This window comes from Oceanirhabdus sp. W0125-5, assembly GCF_027938815.1.
Lineage (GTDB): Bacteria > Bacillota > Clostridia > Clostridiales > Clostridiaceae > Oceanirhabdus.
On the sequence record NZ_CP115913.1, the window covers coordinates 4,852,103 to 4,875,267 of the forward strand.

A 23,165-nucleotide genomic window follows, 5' to 3' on the forward strand; every position below is an offset into this window, starting at 1 on the left:
TAAAGTGAAACGAGTACCTACAACTTGTCCAAGTACCAATATAATCAAAATTTCTCGAAGAGAAATATCAGTCATTCTCCATTATACATTATCAATTATACATTATGTTTTTAAGAAACTCTTTCTTCACAATACTTAATTATTCCTTGAACTTTTCCAAAGTCTTCTTTTTTCATATAGTATCCTAAAAGAGTCATTACAACTTTTGAGTTAACCATTATTAATTTCAAAGATAATAATTCCAAGATCTCGCCTCTTATATTATTTATTTCAGAACTATCTTCTTTTTTTATTACCTTATCTAATATTCTTGATACTGATACATCAATAACCTCTTTATTTTTCTTGTCCTTTGATAATTCTAAAGCTTTGTAATAATACTCGATTGCTAGTTCTTCACCATCATTAATATTTGAATTTTCACAAGCCTCTGCAACTATATTGCATATTTCTCCTGCTAACTCATACTCATCAAATTTTTCATATTGATCTATTTTATTTATAATATCATCAATGTATTCAACTACATCCTCACCTATTATTCTTCCAATTTCTAATATATTTGCAAGAGCAAGAATATCATATATTGACTTTTCTTTGCTTTTACTTAACTTCTTATATATTTTTTTATGAATTGAAAGCGCCTTAGAATAATACCCTTTTTCTTTGTAACAATTCCCTTTTATCATCTCACTTTTAATAAATATACAATTATCAATTATCTTTTTTGAGTAAGACAGTTCAATTTCTTTAAGAGTTTCAAGTGCTTGATCATATTTTCCTAAAAATTTAAGAGTTATACTCTTGTTATATAAAATCTTAATATAATTTGATTTACTAATATCTTTTTCTTCGATATTAACTAAATATTTATTAATTACTCTTAATGTTTCCTCATGTAATTCTAATTCCCTACAACAATGAGTTATACTTAAAATTATTTCTTCATGTATCTCGTTCTCTACATTACTCATTACAGCAAATTCATTAGCAAGATTAAAATATTTTAATGCTTTTTCAAATTTATTCAAAGCTTCAAATTTTTCTGCAAGTTTTTTGTACATAAATACTTTATTAATATTCATATTATATTTATTTAATAAAAACAACATATTTTCCAGTTTTTCTTCCGCTAGAACATCTACTTCTTCTATATATCTTAAATATCTTTCAAATATCTCTTCTGCTTGTTCTTCTTCAGTTATAAAAATCTCATCTATATTTACATCACATTTTATATTTCTTTTTTTTATTACTTCTTTAAGATTACTATGTATAACTTTAGCAGCTTTATGAGTTAGCGTGGCTTTATCTGTCTCAATCATACTTACAAGATTTCTTGTTATTTCATTTCCACTTACGTCTTCTTGTTTTAACCCTAGCTTCTTTCTAATTTCCCTTAATCTATACCCCTGTGTGATAATCCCAAATTCCATAAACTCAAATCTCCTTATATGTAAATATTTACTTTAATTTTAGCATATGCAACTAATAATGTAAATGTTTTCTCAGTTATTTTTTTTACATTTTAAGAATTATTTTTAAATTCTAAAAAGGAGTATTTTCATTACTAATTTTTTACATTAACTCTATACTTTTTCCTTTTTTTGGTATATAATAATATATGGAGGGTTTCTTATTATACCCTGTTTTAATAAATAAACTTTATAAGTTTTAACAATATAGTAGCATCTTTTAAGTGATTAAACATATATTATTATGGATAGACTTTAGCTATAAGTTAAAATCGTTCAAATTGTACAATTTGATATATTAATTAGGACTAAAGTGCCTACGAAAAAAAACTAGGTTAATCGTGCCTACGAATATAAGGGGAGAGCCATAATTAATGGCTCTCTTTCTTAATTCTACTCATATAGATTACATAGAAAATTTTTTATGTATTGCCTTGTGCACTGTAAATGATTGAGTATAGTTAGGTTCTGGACTTGCATCATTTCTAAATGCCCAGGAGAAATGATAAATCTCTTTCCCTCGTTTATTTTTTTTATATAGCCATGAATTTCCTAGGACACCCTTCTTATATAAAAATCTTACTGCTTCTTTACAACTCCGTATATTCTTATATGTCTCTATATTATCCATATAATATCTATTAATATCATCATATCTAAAACTAGACTTTTTATAATTTCTAATTAAAAGAAGTGCTTCTTTAACAAAATCACTATTTTCTGATATGGAGAGTTCATTCATTAATTCACTATAAAAGTATTCCGAAAACCTTCTCTCGCATTTTTTAAAAGTATGTGAAACAAACTTATCCTTATCAGGATATTGTTCTTTTATAATATTAAGATATTTAATGAAATCTCGTGGTTTACCAAAACTATACCTCTTAAGGTATCTCACAACACTTATTCCATCTACCTTATTAGAAAAATACTTATCATAAATATCTTTTGTTGACAACTCCTTGATTTCCTCATTTGATAACTTCATCTTATGAAGAATCAAATCCATCAGAGGTTCTTCATAAGGTCTTTTATCACAGTTGTAATGCCAATCTAATATTGCCTGACTATCTGATACAATTCTATTTAAGTTATGTGAATGTGAATTGATCATATCTAAAAGATCATTTCTAAATAGAAGCATTACTTTAGATCCATTATTTTTACATGACTTATTTATCATTATATTTATATCTTTAATAGCACTAAATATCTTTTCTATTAATCTAATATTAATATTCCCTTCTTTATCTGCTGCTATTTTAAGTTCATCAAGATCATCATAAATTATTAAAAACTTACTATTATTCTTTAAGGCTTTCTTAATATATTTCTCAAATGTCTTAATTTCTTCATAGTATTTAGTTTTAGTAAATGAACTATCTACAGATCTTTTATTTGATGAGTTTAAAATTCCTTCAAAGGGTCTATTTATTAACCCACCTTTCATTGTTGCTCCTAATTCAGTCGTTCTCTGTATACTAAACCCTTCTCGTTTAAAACCTTTATGGGTACTGTACCTATTTTTCATCACTTTCCGTATTTTTCCTACTTTTAAGAAAGGAATGAGTTTTTTTACCCTATGCTTTTCAATGAGTGTTTCAGCAATATGCAGCAGGATATTCCATTTCCAGAATAGATAATATTGGTCATACTCCAAGGTTGCAGAATATAGTTCTGTTAGGTAATTTAATTCAAATTCATGAGCATCTATTATCTTACAAGTATAATCTTTATCACTATATTGTTTCTTCAGAAAATACCCTAAGATTGTTTTTCCTGTTCCTTTCCTACCAAAAATAAAATAAATATCGTTTTTTTGGCTTTTTTTCACTACTGGATGCCCTTTATAGAAATAATCTAAAAAATTACTTTTACTTGCTTCTTTTTTACCGTCTACTTCACCTATATAAAGATCCTTAAGTTTAATATGTGGAGTACCCTCCTTATCCAATTTCTCACCTCCCACTTCCATATTTTAATAATATATTAAATTAATGTAAAATTCAAGAATTAATAAACGCGGAATTTTACAATTAAAATACATCCTTATATATTATTATGAAGATATTTGTCAACAAGGGCTCATTCACACAACTTTCCCCTCCATTCATGCAAAATATACTCTTTTCATACCAGTTCTTTAGATTATCCAAATAAAATTAAATTGAAATAGATAGATTCTAATGTTAAACTATTAATGAAAAATATGGTTTTATTTTCTTTATTCACTAATGTGATACAACAATAGAAAAAATATTCACTTAAGATAATGGGGAGGAATTAATAATGATATTTTCATTAAAAAGATTTAATGCAGTTTTAATTAAAGAGTTTCAAGATTTTAAGAGCAATATAAATTATCTAGTAATATGTTTAATACCTTTGTTCTTGTCAATTATATATAAAATGCTTTACTCTACTCACCAAAACCTTTTATTAGTTACAACAACTATAATGAGTATATCCATGATAGGTTTAACTTTTTCAGCTGGCACGTTCTCTGAAGAGAAAGAAAAGCATACCTTAAGAGTTGTTATGCTATCACCAATAAGTGAGTTAGAATTATTCCTTGGAAAAGCTTTACTATCATATATATTAATCATAATTAGCTCTTTTGCTAACTTGTTTATATTAAATCCAGGGAATATAAATGGACCAAAATTTTTGATTGTTGTGTCTCTTGCAGGGTTTAGTTGTATACTTTTTGGAATTGGAATTGGTATATTAGCACCAAATGAGAAAACTTCCGGAATCTTATCACTCCCTGTAATATTTATTTACTTAATACCTGTTATTTTTACAGATAGTGATAATGTACTAATCAGAAAAATTGTAAGCATATTCCCAGCTCATAATATAGTAAGTATTCTTATACCTGAAATAGTTTCAAAGAATGCTAATTCAATACTTTTCAATATTTTAAATTTAGTTATGTGGATTGCAATTGGGTTAATATTCTTCATAGTTATTTATAGAAAAAAGAATAGGAGATATTAATATGAATTTACTAGAAATTAAAGACTTAACCATAAATAATGGAAACCTGAAACAATTTGACAAAGTGAACTTTAATATCGATAAAAATGAAATTAAATCAATAAAATGCACTTCAGATATCAGTGATAAATTAATAAATTTGATTTTAAATAAGAACTCCTTTTCTATTGGTGAAATAACACTACTTGGAACATTAAATCATAACTTTAATAAAAATATTTTGAACAGAATCGGACTCTATACCCTCACTGATGGTTTATATGCACGACTTACCCCTTTTCAATATCTATCATATTTCAAAAAACTTTATGATTCAGATATTGATATTGACTATATGCTTAATAGTAACGGTTTTGATTCTCTTAGAAACATTAAAATCAATAAGTTATCTTCTAGCCAACAAAGAAGATTGTCCATAATGAGAGTATTTTTACATACACCTGATTTTGCAATTATTCAAAACCCATTTGATAACGTTGATTTAGAAAGTAGAATTCTTATAAAAAAGCTTATCTTAGAAGCCAATTCTAAAGGAACAGGTATATTAATTTTATCTAAGGATATAGATAGTTGCTTCTTAACAACTGACTCAGTTTATATTTATGAGGAAGGAAAAATTCTTCCAGTAAGTTTTCCAGAAGAAAGTACTGAAGAAAGTACTGAAGATACTATTGATGCTTCTAATGAAAATGATCAAGAACCTGAGAATCCTGATATAGATAAAAAATCTGATGAACAGAATGATATATCAAATGAGAATGATGATAAAAGCATGAATATCTCTCTAAAATTCAATAAAGTTCCTGCAAAGGTAGAAGATAAAATTATTCTATTTAATCCAACTGACATTATTTATTGCGAGAGTAAAGATAGAGCATCTGTTCTTCATACTGTTGAAGGTGAATTCCAATGTTCACTTACTTTAACTCAACTTGAATCAAAATTAAAAGCCTTTGGATTCTTTAGATGTCACAGATCATATATTGTAAACCTTCAAAACATAAAAGAACTAATTGCTTGGTCAAAGAATAGTTATTCATTAATCCTTAATGATAAAAATAAAAGTGAGATACCTCTCTCAAAAGGTCGTATTGAAGAATTAAAAACAATTCTAGGAATATAATTAAGAAAGCTTGTAAAACCCTTTATTTTGAATGGTTTTCAAGCTTTTTATTTTGGATTCATTCACTCAACTTTTCCCTCCATTCATGCAGAATATCCTCTTTTTATACCAATTTTATAGAATGACTTTGTTATTAATGTTAAAGTTTTCTTGTAAGCAACTCATGGTAATGAATGCCATGTGGAGGGAGTGAAGAAAATGAAAAAAACTAAAAATGTTATTACTATTAATAACTTAACAAAAATCTATGGTTCACAACTTGCCTTAAATAAAGTTTCCTTATCAGTAAATAAAGGTGAAATTTTTGGGCTGTTAGGACCTAGTGGAGCTGGAAAAACTACAATGATAAAAATATTCACAGGTCAACTTGTTGAAAGTGAAGGAGAAGTATCAGTTCTAAATGGTAATCCTAGAAATAACAATAAAGAGTTTCTTTCTAATATTGGAGTATTAACAGATAACTGCGGACTTTATGAACGATTAAGTATATATAACAACCTTAAATTATTCTGCAGCATTTATGATGTTCCATACAGTAAGATTGATGAAATTCTTGATTGTGTTGGATTGTTAGATGATAAGAAAAAACTTGTGAAGAATCTTTCAAAAGGAATGAAACAAAGAGTAAGACTAGCAAGAGTTTTCTTACATGAACCAGAAATATTATTTTTAGACGAGCCTACTTCAGGACTTGATCCAGTTAATGCCTCATATATCCATAGTATATTGAAGAAATTAAACGATAATGGTACAACCATCTTTTTAACAACTCATAACATGGAAGAAGCGGATTTTCTTTGTGATAGAATAGGCTTTCTAGTAGATGGTAAACTATCACTAGTTGATACTCCTACTAAGATAAAATTGAAATACACAGATTCCACTGTTAAGCTGCTAACTAAAAATATGGATGTACACTATGTTAATTTGGATGAATCAGGTGGTGAAAAAATTCTATCTTTAATTAAAGCAAAAGAAATTACATCTATTCATTCATGTGAGCCAACACTTGGCGAAGTTTTTCTTAAAGTAACGGGGAGGGATTTATAATGACATTTTCATTTAAAAGATTTAATGCAATTTTTATAAAGGAATTACAGGATTTTAGAAGCAATATAAACTATCTGGTGATATGTTTATTACCAATGTTCTTAGCATTTATATATAAAATGATCTTCTCTAATACTCTATTAAAATATTCATTAGTCTTTACAACTATAATGAGTGTTTCAATGATAGGAATAATTTTTTCTGCTGGTACTTTTTCAGAGGAGAAAGAAAAGCATACCTTAAGAGTGTTAATGCTATCTCCATTAAGCGAACTGGAAATATTCCTTGGAAAAACATTATTAACATATATTTTAATATTATTAAGTTCATTTGGTAACTTGTTAATATTGAATCCAAGTGATTTAAATATACTCATGTTTATAATTGTTGTGTCTCTTGCAGGTTATGGTTCTATACTTTTCGGGATTACAATAGGTATGTTAGCTCCAAGTGAAAAAGCTTCAAGCGTCTTGTCACTTCCTATTGTATTTCTTTACTTAATACCTATATTCTTTATAGAAAGTGGTAATGTATTGATTAAAAAAATTACTAGTGTTTTGCCACATCATAATATAATAAGCATACTAATGCCTGAAATGCTTTCAAACAATGCAAATTCAATCTTTTTAAGTATTCTGTATTTAGTTCTATGGATAGTATTTGGACTAATACTCTTCATAGTTATCTATAGAAAAAAGAAGATACAATAATTAAAGGACGATTAATGTTAAATAAACTATATTAAGATATTTGGAGGTAAGTCAAATGAAAAAAACAAATAAATATATAACTACCGGTTTGCTAATTTATGCAATAACTCTGCTTTTAAAACATTTAATAGGATTACCAGAATTTATTTACGGACTAGGTTTAGGAATTAGTATAGCACTTGAGCTAATTGGAGCTTATTCCATTAATCATGATATTTCAAAATTTAAGAACTTTAAAATGAATTTTTATAAAAGATGTTTTAATAAATAATTAGGTGTGTTAAGGAGGTTTTACTATGATAAATAAGTTATTATGTGCATTTTTGCCCATTGGCTTGCTTATTCAACTTTTCAATATCATATGTAAGCATTATAATATTTTAGGTAGTTACACAGGTGATTTCTTAACTCGTATGTCTGGTGTCTTAATGATCGTAGGAATTCCATTTTGCGTTTATATGACCATCAAAAATATAAAGAAAAAGAAATTAATTTAATTATACTTTAACTCGTTATTGTTGATAGTATTAAAAGGGAACCCCATGGTTCCCTTTATGTTTATTAGTATTTAATTAAATCAAAGTAATTTGTTATTTACTTTATCTATAATAATTTTTGTTACTTCTTCTATACTCACCTTTTCAGTATCTATATATTCACTAAAATCATAATTTTTATAGGTTTCAAGACATTCTTCTGTTTTCTTATATGACCAACTACCTGGTTTGTCACCTCTTTCCTTTAATCTTGAATGTATCTTATCCAGTGGTGCTGTCAAGCAGAAGTGGTGTATATCATCATCAATTTCTTTAAGTCCCTCATAAATATATTTAAAATATTCAACGTCTCTTATTGTCATAGGAACGATTAAGTGCCTATTATACTGTTTCTTAATTTCTCTCGCCATCATTACAACTGTCTTTTTCCATAAATTCAGATCCTGAAAATCATCTGTTTTTTCTTCATCAAGCATAATCTCTCTTGGAATAATATTTCTTAGTAGAAACCCTACTTCTTCAGGGTCGTAGAGCATACTGTTTTTGATATTTTTTACTAAACAATTTGCCACTGACGTCTTTCCAACACCAAATGCACCATTTACCATTATTATCATAATTATTTTCCCCCCACTAATGATTAAAATATATTCTATTACCTATATAATATTGTTTATTTGCCTTTGGTAAGGCAATCTTTAATTTTCCAAATTGATCAAGTATTTATTGAAAAAAGATATTAAAAAATCCTTATTGGGAATTATATCTTTAATTATCTTATTACAAGTATTATAAGCCATATCATAATCGCCCTTTGTTATTATTCCTGATTCTAAAGCTTCTTTTAATTCATCTTCATCAAGGATAGCTATTTTAAATTCTGGTGACACAGCAATATCCAAATACAAATCATCATAAAAAGGATTCCCATGTTCATCAATTGAATTTTCTTTTGTTATATCAAAATACCATTCAACTATTTTATCTGATGTATCATACACTGCACTAACACACCACTTTTCATCATCAGGTAAAAACATTAAACATTTATAACCGTCATCCAATAAACACAAATCAGATTGCTCATAATCAACTGTAATTTTTTGTTTCACCTTATTAATCTTAATCAATGAAATATATCCCTTAAATATGTCATCTATATGAATACATTTACATGAATACACGTCTAAAAAATCCCAGTTTAAACCGTTTATAAATTTCCTTTTCAAAATATCCCCCCTATATTCAATCCCTCTTATTATAATTTATTATAGATAATTTTACCAATAAATATTTTAATAAGAGTGATTTAGACGTTTGATTATACATTTTTAACGACTCATTCACTCAAAATCCCCCTCCATTCATGCAAAATATCCTCTTTTCATACCTATTTTATGGCGATTATGTCTTATTAATGTTAAAGTTTTGTTATAGCCGAACAGGAAAACAAAACAATACGAAGGAGTGATTTATATGTCTACAAAATCTTATAAACTTTTAATCCTTGGTGAGTTAATTTTCGCCATAATTTTCTCAAGATATGCATATGATAAATACATTACAGAAGGAGCAGTTTCTTTCTTACTTGTGCCAGTAATGTTTGCATTAGTTATAATTATGTTGATTTTTAAAATGACTAAAACTAAAAAATTAAGTAAAAGAATTTTATAGGATGTTTTAAAATGAAATATCAAGTTGATAATTTATACTCCATAACGTGATAAAAGTGTTCATCTACGTTATGGAGTATTATCTTTTTTCAATAAAAACTTTTATTTTGGCATTAAATTATTAAACTTGTAGAAACTAATAAAGAATAATATATTAAAAATATGGAGGGAATAAAATGCCAAAAATTAAACATGAAACAAATACTCAAAGACATGCTATGGGAAAACATATGGAAGATAATGAACATAACATTCACCATCATAAAAAAGAACAACAAGAAGATAAAAAACAACATAAGAAATAGAGCGCAGATTACGCTGCGCTCTATAAAACAAATGTATAATTGATAATGGATAATGTATAATGAAGGATGGTTCTGACTTAGGTCAGAACCTATATTTATATTGTTCATTAGAAACAATATAGTTTTACTCATTTTATCATAGATAAAATCTTGTATTTTAAATACAATGTTTCATTTTATGAAACGAGAAAACCCTTTTGTCCAAGTAACAACAAGATTAAAATTTCACAGAGTGAAATGTCAATCATTGTCCATTCTACATTATCCATTATACATTTATTTCAAGCTTTCCATCTTTTTAAGATTTTCTCTTATCTCATTTCTCATTTTAATGGTTTCTTTAAAATCATAAAAGAATAAAATCTTCTTTTCACTAATATTCTTTCCTTTAGGCTTATCTTGTAAAACAAAAGCAGTAAAACTCTCAGCTATATCTTCAAGAATATTAGTAGATGCATATTCTGTAACGAAATGTTCTATATTGTTTTCATAAAACACTCTCTTTGCTTCTTCTGATTCCTGTGCTTTAATCCACTCTTCATTAATGCCTTTCCAAAACTTATAATAAAACTTATTTAGATATGAATTATCCTTAGTAGTAGCTGTCTCTGTACAATAGTTTATGCTATCTTCAATTATTCCTTCTTCAACTTGAGTATTGTTTAAAGTCAATATATGACCAAACTCATGAACAATCGTATTATTTAATTCCTCATTATTTAACTGGTCATCTTCTTTAATTGCATCTATTTTATCTATTGTCAGCCTCCAATCTTCAGAAGTTGTATCCTCTTCATTTACATAAGCCATTACATTGTTTTGACCATCTGTATCTATAGAAAATTTAATAATCCTTTCTATATGTGATTTAGGAATAATATTCTTAACTCTTTCCCACAATAACTGGTACCTTCTTAAATTTTCCTTTGAATACTCTTTACTAATCATCTCTTCATTAATTGAAAGCTCACCATTAATAATATTAAATGATGCTAAATATCTTTGTTCTTGAATACTCTCCAAAACCTCATCAAGATTATAATCATATTTCTCGAGTATTTCATTTATTATTATATATACACCATTCACCTTATCATAGTCTTGATTTTCTTCTGCTGATTTCATTTCTTTGTAGCTTTCCATTAACTTCATAAAATCTTTAAACTTCAATTTCTCTACTATACTTTCAATAAACTCGCCTAAATCATTTATAACCTCTTCTTTATTTTGATGTTTAGATAGTTTTTTCAAATTAGCTCTAATTTCTTCTCTTAATTCTATTGTTTCTCTATATTTATAGAAAAACAAAATCTTCTTCTCTTTTATACTCTTTCCTTTTGGCTTGTCCTGAGTAACGAATTGAGTAAAAGTCTCTGCTATATCTTCTTCAATATTTGTTGATGCATATTCTGAAACAAATTGATTTTTATACTTTTTATAGAAATTTTCTTTTTCCTCTAAATCACCTGTTTCATTTGTTTCCTTCCATTCATCATAAATATTCTTCCAAAATCTTTGATAAAACTTGTTTAAATAAGAATTTTGTTTTGTAGTAGATGTACCAGTCTGATAATTATCACTGTTAGGGTTTATAAAGCCTTCAATTTGAGAACTATTTAAAGTTAAAATATGTGCAAACTCATGGATAATAGTATTATTCAATTCATTGCAGTCTAATTGCCCATTTTCTCTTATTGAATCTATCTTATCAACATTTATTTCCCATTTTTTATCTATAGAATCTATTCCACTTACACTAGCTAATACATTAGCTTTACCATCTGTTATAATATTAAAATCTGTTATTTTTCCAATATAAGATTTAGGTATAATGTTCTTAATTCTTTCCCAAAGCAATTCATAACTTTTAATATTTTCTTGAGATGGATTCTTATTAGTAATATGATTATTTACTACAATATCTCCTTTAACAATGTTAAAGGCAGCTAAAACCTCTCCATTGAGAATTTTTTGATGTATAAATAAAAGATACTCTCCATATTTACTAATAACCTCAAAGATTTCACTAGTTACTTCCTGATATCTTTCAGTATCATCTTCCTTAAGAGCACTGTCTAATTCTTCATTTAATCTAATTAGCTTATTATAGTCTTCAGTTTTTAATTTTTCTTTTAGACTTTCGATAAATTGTCTGAAATTCATTATGACATTTCCCTGCTCTTCTTTATTAGCCACCCTTCTTCTGCTCTTTTGCCCATAAATTCTATTTAAGTGTGTTTTATAATTATAATTATAATTATAATTATCATTTGTATGGAAATAACTCTTAAATGAACTAAACCCAATTGTTACTATCAATAAGATTATTGAAATTCTCTTCTTCATTAACCTTTCCCCCTTATTTTATTAACATTTTGATTATAAAGGAAAGATGTGTACTTTTTGTGTATTTTTGTGTTATTTAAATATATTTTAAAATTCAAAATAAAAAAAGAGCACTGCTAACGCTGCGCTCTATAAAACAAATGTAGAATGTATAATTGATAATGGATAATGATGGATGATTCTCACTTGCGTGAGAATCTACATTATATTGTTCTTTAGAGCTAAATTTAGTTTACTCATTTTATCTTTGATAAAATATTGTATTTTAAATACAATGTTTCATTTTATGAAACGAGTAACCCCCTCTTGTCCAAGTAACAACAAGATAAAATTTCAGGTCGTGAAATGTCCATCATTATACATTCTACATTATCCATTATACATTTTTTTAAATCTCTCCACTGTCAGCTGTCCACTGGTTTATTTTACTTCGAACTCTTTACACTTGTTATACATCTCCTCATAGACTTCTGCCTTGATGTAAGTTCCTTCTTCTTTATAATCCTCGCACAGAATATTGCATCTTTCATGAAGCATTGAAACAAGAGCTTGTGCATCATATGGAATAACAAATTCTTTTTCGATGAATTTCACTGGGATTTCTTCACCAATCATATCCAATAATTTATCTAGATTTATTTCATTTACTGCACTTATCTCAACAATTTTCTGACCTTTCAACTCTTCTCTTAAAAGATTAATATCTTCTTCATTTGCTACATCAATTTTATTCAATACAATAATACTATTTTTACCTAGTGCATCTAGCTCATCTAAAACATTATTTACAGCTATGATTTGCTCTAGAGCCTCCTCATTAGATGCATCCACAACATGTAAAAGCAAATCAGCTTCTATAACTTCTTCTAATGTAGATTTGAATGCCTCTACTAGTTCATGAGGAAGTTTTCTGATAAATCCAACTGTATCAGATAAGGCAATTTTTCTATTATCTTTTAAGTTTATTGCTCTTACTGTAGTATCCAATGTAGCAAACAACATATCAGCCTCAAACACCCCACTTTTATTCACATGATTTGGTGAGGATATTTCACATAGCTTATTTCTTAATGTTGATTTACCGGCATTAGTATACCCTACTAAAGATACTTTGCTTATTTTATCTCTATTTCTATTCTCTCTTTGAACAGCTCTAATATCTATTACTTTTTCCAGTTCATTTTTTATATCATCTATTCTATCTGCAATATGTCTTCTGTCAGTTTCAAGTTTCTTTTCTCCTGGACCTCTAGATCCTACTCCCCCTTTTGTTCCAACTCCTCCTCTAATTCTTGCAAGGTCTGCTCCAAAGCCTCTTAATCTAGATAACCTATGTCTAAGCATTGCTAATTCTACTTGCAGCTTAGCCTCTCTACTCTTAGCTCTTCTAGCAAATATATCTAGAATCAATATTGTTCTATCAATTATTTTACATCCTATTTGTTCTTCAAGATTTCTCACTTGTGAACTGGATAGTTCATCATCAAAAATAACTACATTAGCACTTTTTGCCTGTCTTAAATAAGCTATTTCCTGAACCTTTCCTCTTCCTGCATAAAAAGCTGAATCAACCTTATTTTTCTTCTGCAGAACCTTTTCAACAGTAACAACTCCACATGCTTCTGCTAATCCTTCAAGTTCTTCTAAGCTTTCCTCATTATCAATTCCAACTAAGATTGCTCTTTCAATATCCTCTTCATATACCTGTATATCTTTAAATATTTTATTTATATGATTTAGCCTATCAGATAAATCAAATTCTATAGCTTCATTTACACTAATATTTTTAACTTCATGAAAAGTTAACTCCTTATTGTACACATCACAGAAACCAATATTCACAGTAATATCTTCAACTATTTCTTGAACACCTATAGCAACCATAGCATCTAACTTTAATTCCATTAGCGCTGAAATATCCAATGCTGAAAGCTTACTGTTACCTTTTGGATGAGTATGAATTATTCTTACCCCACTTAATCTTCTCTCTTTAGTATCTATAGCTGGCAATTCAACAGTTTTGCTATCTCCAACTGTAACATCAATTATATTCCCTCTTCTATCAATAGCAACGCTTATTTCTCTATTTATAATATTAGTAATTTTATTCATTCTCTCAACTAATTCTTGAGATAAAATACTTCCTCTTTCTATATTTAATTCCTTTAATTCCTCTAACTTATTTAATACTGAAAATTTAATACCATTTGTTTTTCCTTTTATCATAAATACCTCCGTTGAAATTTAATTTTCTTATTTTTCATTCCTATTAATGCTATTAATCCATTACTACAAACTCCTCTTAATGTATTCCTTATAAATATTTTCATCATATTTTTCTTTACATGAAATCACATTATGAAGATCTTTACATACTAACTCTTCAAGATCTAGATGTGTTTCATAAGTATATGTGCAACTATCTATATTACATCTTTCAATGCTGTTATTTAGCTTTAATGTTCCTTCATAAATGTTTCCTATGCGCTCATTACTTCTCCAGCATTTTTTTATGCTTCCATTTATACAATTGATATTGACTCTGGAATATCCAGCAGAACATTCCTTTCCTTTTGGTTTTCTTTCATCAATTTCAAATAAAGCTCTTTGAGTAGCCGAATATATAAACTTATAAATTTCTTGTCTTTCTTCCTTAGAGTAACCCTTAGGATATTCTGGACTTCTGAAAGGAGTAACTACAAATGGAATATTTTCTTTCTTCATGATTCTGATTAACTCTTCTATCTTATTTACCCTTTTAGGAAGAGCTACATATGATATAAAACATTTAAATCCTCTACTTTGTAGTCTTTTTACACGTTCTATATACTCTTTTAGTCTAGTCTCTTCTTCATCAATTTCATGAAGCGAGCACTGAATAAAGTCAACTTTTTCTGGATTTATCTCTTTAATAAATCTTTGTAATGTTTCCTCACTAAAAGAATTATTTGTGTCTAATCTAATAAAATTATTCTTAGTTAGTTCTTGAGCTAATTCAATAAAGTATTCATATACACTTGGTTCTCCACCAGTTAAAAATATATGACATCCTTTATGTTTATTAAAAAATTCAACAATCTTATTAAATCCATCAGTAGAGCTTGCCAAACTTTTTCTCTTTTCAAACTTTCCACCTAGCATACAGTATTCACAAGAGTAATTACATTCATCATGCAAATACAATAATGCTTCTTTTAAATTTCCCATATGTCTCACCTCAATATAATGTTTTCTCAAAATAGAATTAGTATAATTCACTGTTATTTTTCTATTATCATTAGATTTTGTAGTAATAACTTATATTCATAGTTTCAATTTACTAATTATCTCCTCACATGTTTCTTCAGGCGTTTTCCCATCTGTATACACTATTATTTTAGCTAGCTTTTCATTTGAAGGATTATTAATAAACAAATTATTATGTGGAAACTCATTCCTTTTAAATAATATCTTTAATGATTCTTCTTTATTTGGTGAAGGCAATAATAAAACAACATTAGAAAATGGTTTTAGAATATTGCTAACTTCTTCAAATAAGTTTTTATCCTCATAAACTGATTGCCCTGCTCCAAAGTCATGTATATGATCTTCGTACATTTCTAAAACTCTCTTTACTGAATGAGCTTCAAAAGGCTTCCAGTATTTATACATCCCTAAAAATCCTTCTTCTTCATAAATCTTATCTGCGTATTCAAAATCATAACCAATCTCTTCATATATACTCCATCTCTTATCATCTAAGCTTGCTTGTGGCATATTAAGACGATCTGATAATAATTTTCCTACTGTTGATTTCCCTACCCCTACTGGTCCTATTAAAATAATATCTCTTCTCATAATTATCTCCTTTCATTTAAAAACCTCATAACTGAATATCCTCTTACTTTTGATACACTAATCTTTCTTATATAAAAATCATCTTAACCTCCTATTTACTTATAAAAATTTAATTTTCAAAAAAAGAAAAGCCGCAGTTATAATTAAGCATAAAAGCAAATGCTTAAACATCACTGCGACTAATAACGCCTGTGCATAAATACACAAAGATATTAATATAAAAAGCCACAGAATACTCTGCGGCTGGTTAACTAATAACATATTAATAAAACCGCAGCTTTTTAATCTGCGGTCAAATAAACATAAATAATCTAAAATTAATAAATAATATTACAAACTATTTATTAACACTCACTAACTCCTGACGGCAGACCATTTATTCTATTATTCAGACTAGCTCTTAATTTAATATCAGGTATTCTAATCATTTCATGATCTCCTTTCAAGAATTAATTTCCAAATTCTACTTATGACTTTATTATACATTATAACCGTTATGTTGTAAATATATATTTTTTTAACTAGCATTGTTACTTCTTAAACTAATCAGTTTTATTTTTCTAATGGTTCAGTAGGGATTGCATCTTCAATCTTTATAAAATACTGAACATAATCTGTTGTAACTCCTTCTGTAGGAATCAAATAAGGATTAAACTTGAAATTAAGTCCTTTTGAGAATACTGAACCTTCCTCATTAAGCTTATATAATTTATTTTTTTCATTATAATTCTTAGTTGTTAATATATTGATCTTTGTAAAATTATCATATTTTTCTTTAGTGTATCCTCCTCTTTTTTTACCCATTCTCTTACTATTATAATAAGATAACTGGACAGTTATAATCTTATCTTTGTATCTTTGATCTTCATTTAAATAAGTAGCAAACCACTTTACCTCTGTAGGACTATTCTGGTAAGCATGGGCATCACCCCATTGTCCAAAATATTTACCCTCTGGTAAATGTTCAAAATATATATTAAATATTTCATACATTGCCTTGTCTCTATATTGGGTAAAATTAAAAAATTCTCCATTTTCATTGTCATATGCTTCTATCCCAGATACAATCCCTTTTAAAATTCCATGGAGATAAACAAAATCTTCACCATATTTTTTTGAGTAAACCTCTTTATTATCTTCTATTTTTTCAAGAAGTGCTTTTGAATTACCAGCAAGCTTTACTGTATTTTCGTGTCCTATCCACTTATCATAGCACTTCATGGAATTTATCTTCTCTACTTCAGCTTTTATTTCATCTGGTACCTCATAATTATTTAATACTTCTTGAAGTACCTTTAATCCTGTTCCAAATTGATGTACTATATCACTCCCTACATAAGTTATCCTATCTTCTTCTGGTAATGTTTGATTGTATTCATACATCCATTTAAGAAATTCATAAGAATCCTTATTCCATGAAAATGTCCCCTCTAAATTCTTGAACATATCATCAATTATAGTAATGTCACCTGTTTTTAAATATTTATTATGAAGATAAGCATCCGCTGGTGACTCTTCTGATAATAAGTATTTAAAATTATTATTTTCTTTCATATAAAGAACAAATTCTTTTTTTATTATAAAGTTTTCTCTCATACCATGTGATTCTCCAACAAAGAATATCATATTATCTTTTAGATCATCTTCAATTGGAGATAAATCAACAAACTCTCCACTGTACTTGAAACCAATATTATTATGTATGGTATCAATTGCTTCATATTTCTCCTTATCACATCCAAACAACATCATGGTACATAATAAAAAACTTAAGATTAAAAGCCCTTTTCCCTTTTTCCCCATATACTTTCCTCTTTTCCTAATATAATTCAATAACATTGTTTTGTAATATTGTAATATATTTCTTCAGCAAATTCAATTGAAGTATAATCTTTGCAACATTAATATATATAAATAATGATTTTTTATATAATAAAAAACCTCACCCTTCACATATTTGTGAAAGGTGAGGTTTGCTTAATATCATTTATTTTATGTTTCTCTCTATGGCATAATTACAGCATCTATTACATGTATTACTCCGTTTTTCGCTATAATATCAGTGATTACAACTTTAGCATCATTAATATATACTTCATTATTCTTAACCCTTATTTTAGCCTTGCTACCATTTGCCATTTCTACTTCCTTACCATCTAATTTTACCACCTGTTCAGCAGTAATTTTACCTGGAATAACATGATATTTTAGTATATTTGCAAGACACTCTTTATTTTCTGGTTTTAGAAGTTCTTCAATTTTCCCTGCTTCAAGTTTGGCAAATGCATCATCTGTAGGTGAAAATACTGTAAATGGTCCATCACCTTTAAGGGTATCAACTAACTCGGCGGCTTTTAACGCAGTTACTAAAGTTTCGAACCTATCATCATTTGAAGCTATGTCTACTATATCTCCTGTGTCCTTAGAGACACTTTCTACATCATTCTTTAATAAAGTTACAACTTCGGAATGAGCAAAACAATTTAATAAAATCACCTGAAATAATGCTGCTACTATAACTAATGTTATAACAACTTTAGTCTTCTTTTTCATATTAAAACTCCTTCTCCTATGTATTTTACTACTACTTGTTTTTATTCACTCTTAATATACCCATATGACTTCTACGATATTTATTATTTTTTATTAACGCATAAATCACACAAAAAGCATGGCAAAATATTGTTATTGCCATGCTCTAACTTGTATTAATTTAATTGTCAGTGGAATTTATATTTATTCATTTATAAATGCTTTTAACTTATCTCCTAACATTTCTCCTTGTTTATACCCTAATTCATAATACTTTTCTAATTTTTCCTTATTTCTTTCTGCTCTACCTATGTTAAGGGATTCACTTGGTCTGATAACAAATGCTTTACCTTGACTTTCTAATTCTTTAATATAATTTATCGTTTCATTATAAGTTATGTGTCTATTTAAAATTGCCTTCACAAGTTTAGGATACTTCTTGTATATCTTTTCCGCAAGTCTTCTTCCCTTAAGGGGCTTCTTTACATATCCTTCATCTCTAGTCAAAATTATTACTAGTTTCTCATTTCCATCTTCTAGAGCTTTTCTTACAGGAATTGAATCTGTAACTCCACCATCTAATAATTTTCTTCCTTCATGTTCAATTATATTAGATACGAAAGGTAAACTGCATGAAGCTTTTAGGATTTTATTTATATCATCACAATGTTCTTTATTATAATACACTGGTTTTCCTGTCTCACAATCTGTGGTTACTATTACAAATTCCTGTTCAGATTTCTTATAAGTTTCATAATCAAAAGGAAGTAATTTATTTGGTATTTCATCAAAAATAAAATCCATACCGAATAAATTTCCCGATGTTAATAGTCTTCTATAACTTAAATATCTTTTATCATTTAAATAATCCAAGGTAACTTTTTTAGTTCTCCCTCTTTGTTTTGCTATATATGAAGCTCCATTGCAAGCTCCCATGGAAACTCCTATAACATAAGGAAAGTATATATTTTCATCAATAAAATAGTCAAGTACCCCTGAGGCGTACAATCCTCTTAATCCTCCACCTTCAATTACTAATCCTATTTTACCATTCATAAAGTTCCCTTCTTTCATAACTTATTTCCAGTATATTCTATCATAAGAATTCTTTGATTCCAAATAAAAACTCACCCTTCTAAAATTTTAGAAAGGTGAGTTATATTTAAATTTATATTTCTATAGTTTCCAGTATATCTTTAAATTCATCAATTACTACTTTTTGTTTTAATTTTTTATCTTTAATATCTGCTTTTACCATTTTAACAAAGGAGAATCCCGTCATTATAACGATAATACAAACTGGTATACCAAAAACAAGTGATGCTGTCTGCAGCGTTTTTAATGGACTTCCAAGGAGTATGAATCCAACTGGTATAAGGGCTAAGCTAAATGCCCATACTAATCTAAGCCATCTTTTAGGTTCTCCATCTTCTCCTAAATGTGTTTGAGAATTTGCTGCAAGAATATAAGAAGCTGAATCATAAGATGTTGCCATAAATGTAACACTAAGAACTACTACCAAGAATATAATTAACTTACCTAAAGGCAAAGTCTCTAATATTGAAATAATAGTTTGAGGCCCACCTAATTCAGTAAGGGCAGCTACAACATCCATTTTTCCCGAAAGTTGAAGATCTAATCCATAGTTACCTAATACTGCAAAGAAAAGAACACATCCAGCTGATCCATAGATTAAAGATCCCATTACCATTTGTTTGATAGTTCTTCCTTTTGAAATACGAGCAATAAACATACCTAAGAATGGCGCATATGCAGCCCACCATGCCCAGTAGAAAACTGTCCATCCTTGTGGGAATCCTGACTTACCTGCTGGATCAAGCCAAGTGCTCATTCTAAAGAAATTAGCAGCTACAACCCCTATAGCAGTTGTACCCATTTCAATGATAAATATAGAATTTCCAACTAAGAAAACAAATAAAACAATACCAATTGCCATAACAACATTAAAATCACTAAGAACTTTTATACCCTTTTTTAATCCTGAATAAGCACTAAATCCAAAAATAAGTGTTACAAGAAATAATATGCTTATTTGAAGAGCTGGTGTTTCCTTAAGTCCAAATACTCTTGAAAGACCTGCTGTTACTAATGGTGAACCAAGTCCTAAACTTGTAGCAACACCACCAACAATTCCAAAAATGAATGAAATATCAATTATCTTACCAATAATACCGTCAACCTTATTACCAAGTAACCCTCTACAAGCTTCACTTAACTTTAAAACATTACCTTTTTTAACAAAAATGATATATCCTACAGCACAACTTGTTACTGAGTAAATAGCCCAAGCCATAGGTCCCCAGTGGAATAACCCATATGCCGCTGCCATCTCAGCTGCCTGCCATGTACCAGCTTCAACTCCTAAAGGCGGAGCTTGATAGTAATAAACCCATTCAATAACGCCCCAATATACAACTCCTGCTCCTACTCCTGCACAAAACAGCATTGCAGCCCAAGAAAAACTGCTGAATTCAGGTTTTTCTCCATCTTCTCCCAATCTTATCTTTCCATATCTACCAAAAGATATCCATAAACAAAATATTAAACAGAACAATCCAAATAAGATAAAGAAACTTCCTAATTTAGTTATAATAAAATTATTAACTGTATTAAGCATATTTCCACTTGCTTCTGGAAATATAATGATAGGTATTGAGATGGCTAATAAAGCTATTATAGCACCGAAAAAGACAATTTTATCTATTTTTACTTTTTGATTAGTTTCCATTATTATTCCTCCTCATAATAAGTTTTCTTCCGTTAATGACCATATCTATAATTCCAACATTCCTTTAATGCACTCTTGAAGATTATCTATGAAGTTCTCCAATGCCTCTACATCTTCTTCAAAGGCTGTAATAATCATAAATGACTCTACTCCTACAAAGTAATAAATACCAAATCCATGCTCCTGAACAGGAGGGAAATAAAGATATTTCATATCTGGATGACCAAATGAAGTTGTAGATAAATGATTGCTTGCAATAGCCTTAAATGCCTTTGTATTAAATAACTCTGGTTTTTCATGTATTCCCATTTCTTTACCATAGTCATTGAATACAGATTCTAGTACATATAAGTATCTATTAACACCATTACCTGACTGACATAACTTAACACGTCTATGGTGTTCATCCAATGCAGCTTTCATAAGCTCACAAAGTTCTTCTGATGACTTTTCTTTTTTCAAAAACTCTTTAACAAAATGAACACTCTCTTTTGAAACAGGTCTATTAACTTCTGTTCTTCCTCTAAAATACCTTCTAGCATCAACTGATATATACGTGTTATTAATACGGTTATAGGTCATATATTGTGCTGCTTGAAATGCAAGATGAATAAATCCATCACCTGAAAGAATTCCTTTTTCTTTTAGTCTCTCCCTAGTTAATCCGTCAAAATTAACATACCTAGTTTGAAAACTATCCATACACTGGTCAAATTCTTCCTTTAAATCTAGTAGGACTTTTTTAATATCATCTGAAAGATCAAAAATTATCTCTTCAGCTATAGTTCTTGTAGTTAATTCTTCAAATGAAAATGTATTTTCTTCAATATAACTCTTAAGTTTATTAATGAAATATATTTCCGTTCCACCATCTACAAAAGAGTGATCTGCAATAAATGAGAAAATACCATTCTTTGTACAAGAAAATTGCATTCCTTTTCCATGCCATCGGTTAACATACTCTCTATTACAAGAAGCATTGTCCAGTTCTTCATATACACCATTAACCTCAATATCATCATAATTCATAACCATAATAGCATCTTTAACTTGTTCATATGCCGTATTATTGCTGTTGTTTTCAAGAATCTTTTCAAGTACTTTTCCTGCTGCATCTCTATCTACACCAATAGTTACATAATTAGCATTTGGTACAAGGGGTTCAAGTGTACTAGATACAATATTTTTAAGAGTATTTAGTATTTCACCTACTGAAACCACATCTCCATCCCTTATTACTTGAACATTATATAAATGATTCTTATAAGTAAATACAATAAACTGAGAACACTCATCGTTGATATAATATTCATCCATTTCTGCTTTAATATGATTTATAGATGCCAGCAATCCATGAAACTCATCAGATGAATAGTTTTTATTCTTTATCCAGTACTCACCAGTACCATTTTCTTTAAAATCTTTATACACTGATGCAGTAGCGTTCATAAGAATTGCTATTCTTTCAAGAACTTCGAATTGTAATAGTTTCTTGTTTTCATATATAATTGGAACATTAGTATGAGGTGTAAGTGGTGCCCTTACTAATAAGTGAGATTTAACCCAATAATCAAAAATCCAACTATCCTCTTCTCTATTCCCTAGTTCTTTTATCTTCTCTTCTAATTTCTTAGAATGTTCTGTACTTAAAAATCTATCTACAGCTTTTTTAGCTTCTTCAAGTTCCTCTGAAGAAACAAGAGTTTCAACCCACTCTAGAAATCTTTCTAATGTATCTTTTAATGCAGGTATTGGATACTGTGGTAAATTATCAACGTTTTTAATTGGAACATTATATTTTATAAAATCTTTCATTTTTCTAATCTCCTTCTATAAATCTTTTGTACTGCAATCAAAAATTGTTTTAT

General features: G+C 28.3%; 21 protein-coding genes. 8 read left to right on the top strand and 13 right to left on the bottom strand.

Features of this window, described 5'->3' with window-relative positions:
- Positions 1–110: 110 nt before the first annotated feature.
- Together OW730_RS22515 and OW730_RS22520 are read right to left on the bottom strand one after the other, a co-directional pair.
- Positions 111–1,436, bottom strand: a complete 1,326-nt coding sequence (locus OW730_RS22515) for a helix-turn-helix domain-containing protein (protein WP_271226295.1) — start codon at positions 1,434–1,436, stop codon at positions 111–113.
- 445 nt (positions 1,437–1,881) lie between these two features.
- On the bottom strand, positions 1,882–3,429 hold the full coding sequence (locus tag OW730_RS22520) for a P-loop ATPase, Sll1717 family (RefSeq protein ID WP_271226296.1): 1,548 nt from the start codon (positions 3,427–3,429) through the stop codon (positions 1,882–1,884).
- 335 nt (positions 3,430–3,764) lie between these two features.
- On the opposite strand from OW730_RS22520, the gene OW730_RS22525 reads away from it, so the two are divergent.
- The 6 genes from OW730_RS22525 to OW730_RS22550 all read left to right on the top strand — a co-directional run bounded on the left by OW730_RS22525 (position 3,765) and on the right by OW730_RS22550 (position 7,855).
- Positions 3,765–4,475, top strand: a complete 711-nt coding sequence (locus OW730_RS22525; RefSeq protein WP_271226297.1) for an ABC transporter permease — start codon at positions 3,765–3,767, stop codon at positions 4,473–4,475.
- Between the two features lies 1 nt (position 4,476).
- Positions 4,477–5,598, top strand: a complete 1,122-nt coding sequence (locus OW730_RS22530; protein WP_271226298.1) for a LytTR family transcriptional regulator DNA-binding domain-containing protein — start codon at positions 4,477–4,479, stop codon at positions 5,596–5,598.
- Positions 5,599–5,796: 198 nt separating this feature from the next.
- Positions 5,797–6,648: an ABC transporter ATP-binding protein gene (locus OW730_RS22535; RefSeq protein WP_271226299.1), complete on the top strand. Its 852-nt coding sequence runs from the start codon at positions 5,797–5,799 to the stop codon at positions 6,646–6,648.
- Entirely contained in the window at positions 6,648–7,358 is a 711-nt protein-coding gene (locus tag OW730_RS22540) for an ABC transporter permease (RefSeq protein ID WP_271226300.1), read from the top strand. Before OW730_RS22535 ends, OW730_RS22540 begins: the two co-directional genes overlap by 1 nt.
- A gap of 55 nt (positions 7,359–7,413) precedes the next feature.
- On the top strand, positions 7,414–7,629 hold the full coding sequence (locus tag OW730_RS22545; protein WP_271226301.1) for a hypothetical protein: 216 nt from the start codon (positions 7,414–7,416) through the stop codon (positions 7,627–7,629).
- Between the two features lie 25 nt (positions 7,630–7,654).
- Positions 7,655–7,855: a hypothetical protein gene (locus OW730_RS22550; RefSeq protein WP_271226302.1), complete on the top strand. Its 201-nt coding sequence runs from the start codon at positions 7,655–7,657 to the stop codon at positions 7,853–7,855.
- 80 nt (positions 7,856–7,935) lie between these two features.
- Here OW730_RS22550 and OW730_RS22555 read toward each other — a convergent pair whose 3' ends face one another.
- Both OW730_RS22555 and OW730_RS22560 read right to left on the bottom strand, forming a co-directional pair.
- Positions 7,936–8,472 carry an AAA family ATPase gene (locus tag OW730_RS22555; protein ID WP_271226303.1) on the bottom strand — a complete coding sequence of 179 codons (537 nt, stop codon included), beginning with the start codon at positions 8,470–8,472 and terminating at the stop codon, positions 7,936–7,938.
- A gap of 81 nt (positions 8,473–8,553) precedes the next feature.
- Entirely contained in the window at positions 8,554–9,084 is a 531-nt protein-coding gene (locus tag OW730_RS22560) for a DUF402 domain-containing protein (RefSeq protein ID WP_271226304.1), read from the bottom strand.
- Between the two features lie 247 nt (positions 9,085–9,331).
- Here OW730_RS22560 and OW730_RS22565 point away from each other — a divergent pair, with 247 nt between their 5' ends.
- Entirely contained in the window at positions 9,332–9,529 is a 198-nt protein-coding gene (locus OW730_RS22565) for a hypothetical protein (protein ID WP_271226305.1), read from the top strand.
- Positions 9,530–9,704: 175 nt separating this feature from the next.
- Positions 9,705–9,833 carry a hypothetical protein gene (locus OW730_RS22570; protein ID WP_271226306.1) on the top strand — a complete coding sequence of 43 codons (129 nt, stop codon included), beginning with the start codon at positions 9,705–9,707 and terminating at the stop codon, positions 9,831–9,833.
- A 276-nt stretch (positions 9,834–10,109) separates the two neighbouring features.
- Here OW730_RS22570 and OW730_RS22575 read toward each other — a convergent pair whose 3' ends face one another.
- From OW730_RS22575 to OW730_RS22615, 9 genes are all read right to left on the bottom strand, one after another.
- The gene (locus OW730_RS22575) at positions 10,110–12,179 is read right to left on the bottom strand and encodes a putative zinc-binding metallopeptidase (RefSeq protein ID WP_271226307.1); all 2,070 of its coding nucleotides are present in this window, start codon (positions 12,177–12,179) and stop codon (positions 10,110–10,112) included.
- Between the two features lie 420 nt (positions 12,180–12,599).
- Complete coding sequence (gene hflX, locus OW730_RS22580; RefSeq protein ID WP_271226308.1) at positions 12,600–14,405, bottom strand: GTPase HflX; 1,806 nt, start codon at positions 14,403–14,405, stop codon at positions 12,600–12,602.
- A gap of 63 nt (positions 14,406–14,468) precedes the next feature.
- Positions 14,469–15,386 carry a radical SAM protein gene (locus tag OW730_RS22585; protein WP_271226309.1) on the bottom strand — a complete coding sequence of 306 codons (918 nt, stop codon included), beginning with the start codon at positions 15,384–15,386 and terminating at the stop codon, positions 14,469–14,471.
- Between the two features lie 96 nt (positions 15,387–15,482).
- Positions 15,483–16,016, bottom strand: a complete 534-nt coding sequence (locus tag OW730_RS22590) for a shikimate kinase (RefSeq protein ID WP_271226310.1) — start codon at positions 16,014–16,016, stop codon at positions 15,483–15,485.
- Positions 16,017–16,568: 552 nt separating this feature from the next.
- Complete coding sequence (locus OW730_RS22595; RefSeq protein ID WP_271226311.1) at positions 16,569–17,819, bottom strand: erythromycin esterase family protein; 1,251 nt, start codon at positions 17,817–17,819, stop codon at positions 16,569–16,571.
- Positions 17,820–18,020: 201 nt separating this feature from the next.
- Complete coding sequence (locus OW730_RS22600) at positions 18,021–18,569, bottom strand: fasciclin domain-containing protein (protein ID WP_271226312.1); 549 nt, start codon at positions 18,567–18,569, stop codon at positions 18,021–18,023.
- 183 nt (positions 18,570–18,752) lie between these two features.
- Positions 18,753–19,604 (bottom strand): patatin-like phospholipase family protein, encoded by an 852-nt coding sequence (locus OW730_RS22605; RefSeq protein WP_271226313.1) that lies wholly within the window; start codon positions 19,602–19,604, stop codon positions 18,753–18,755.
- A 112-nt stretch (positions 19,605–19,716) separates the two neighbouring features.
- On the bottom strand, positions 19,717–21,297 hold the full coding sequence (locus tag OW730_RS22610) for a BCCT family transporter (RefSeq protein ID WP_271226314.1): 1,581 nt from the start codon (positions 21,295–21,297) through the stop codon (positions 19,717–19,719).
- Between the two features lie 45 nt (positions 21,298–21,342).
- Positions 21,343–23,112, bottom strand: a complete 1,770-nt coding sequence (locus OW730_RS22615) for a choline/carnitine O-acyltransferase (RefSeq protein ID WP_271226315.1) — start codon at positions 23,110–23,112, stop codon at positions 21,343–21,345.
- Positions 23,113–23,165: the final 53 nt, after the last annotated feature.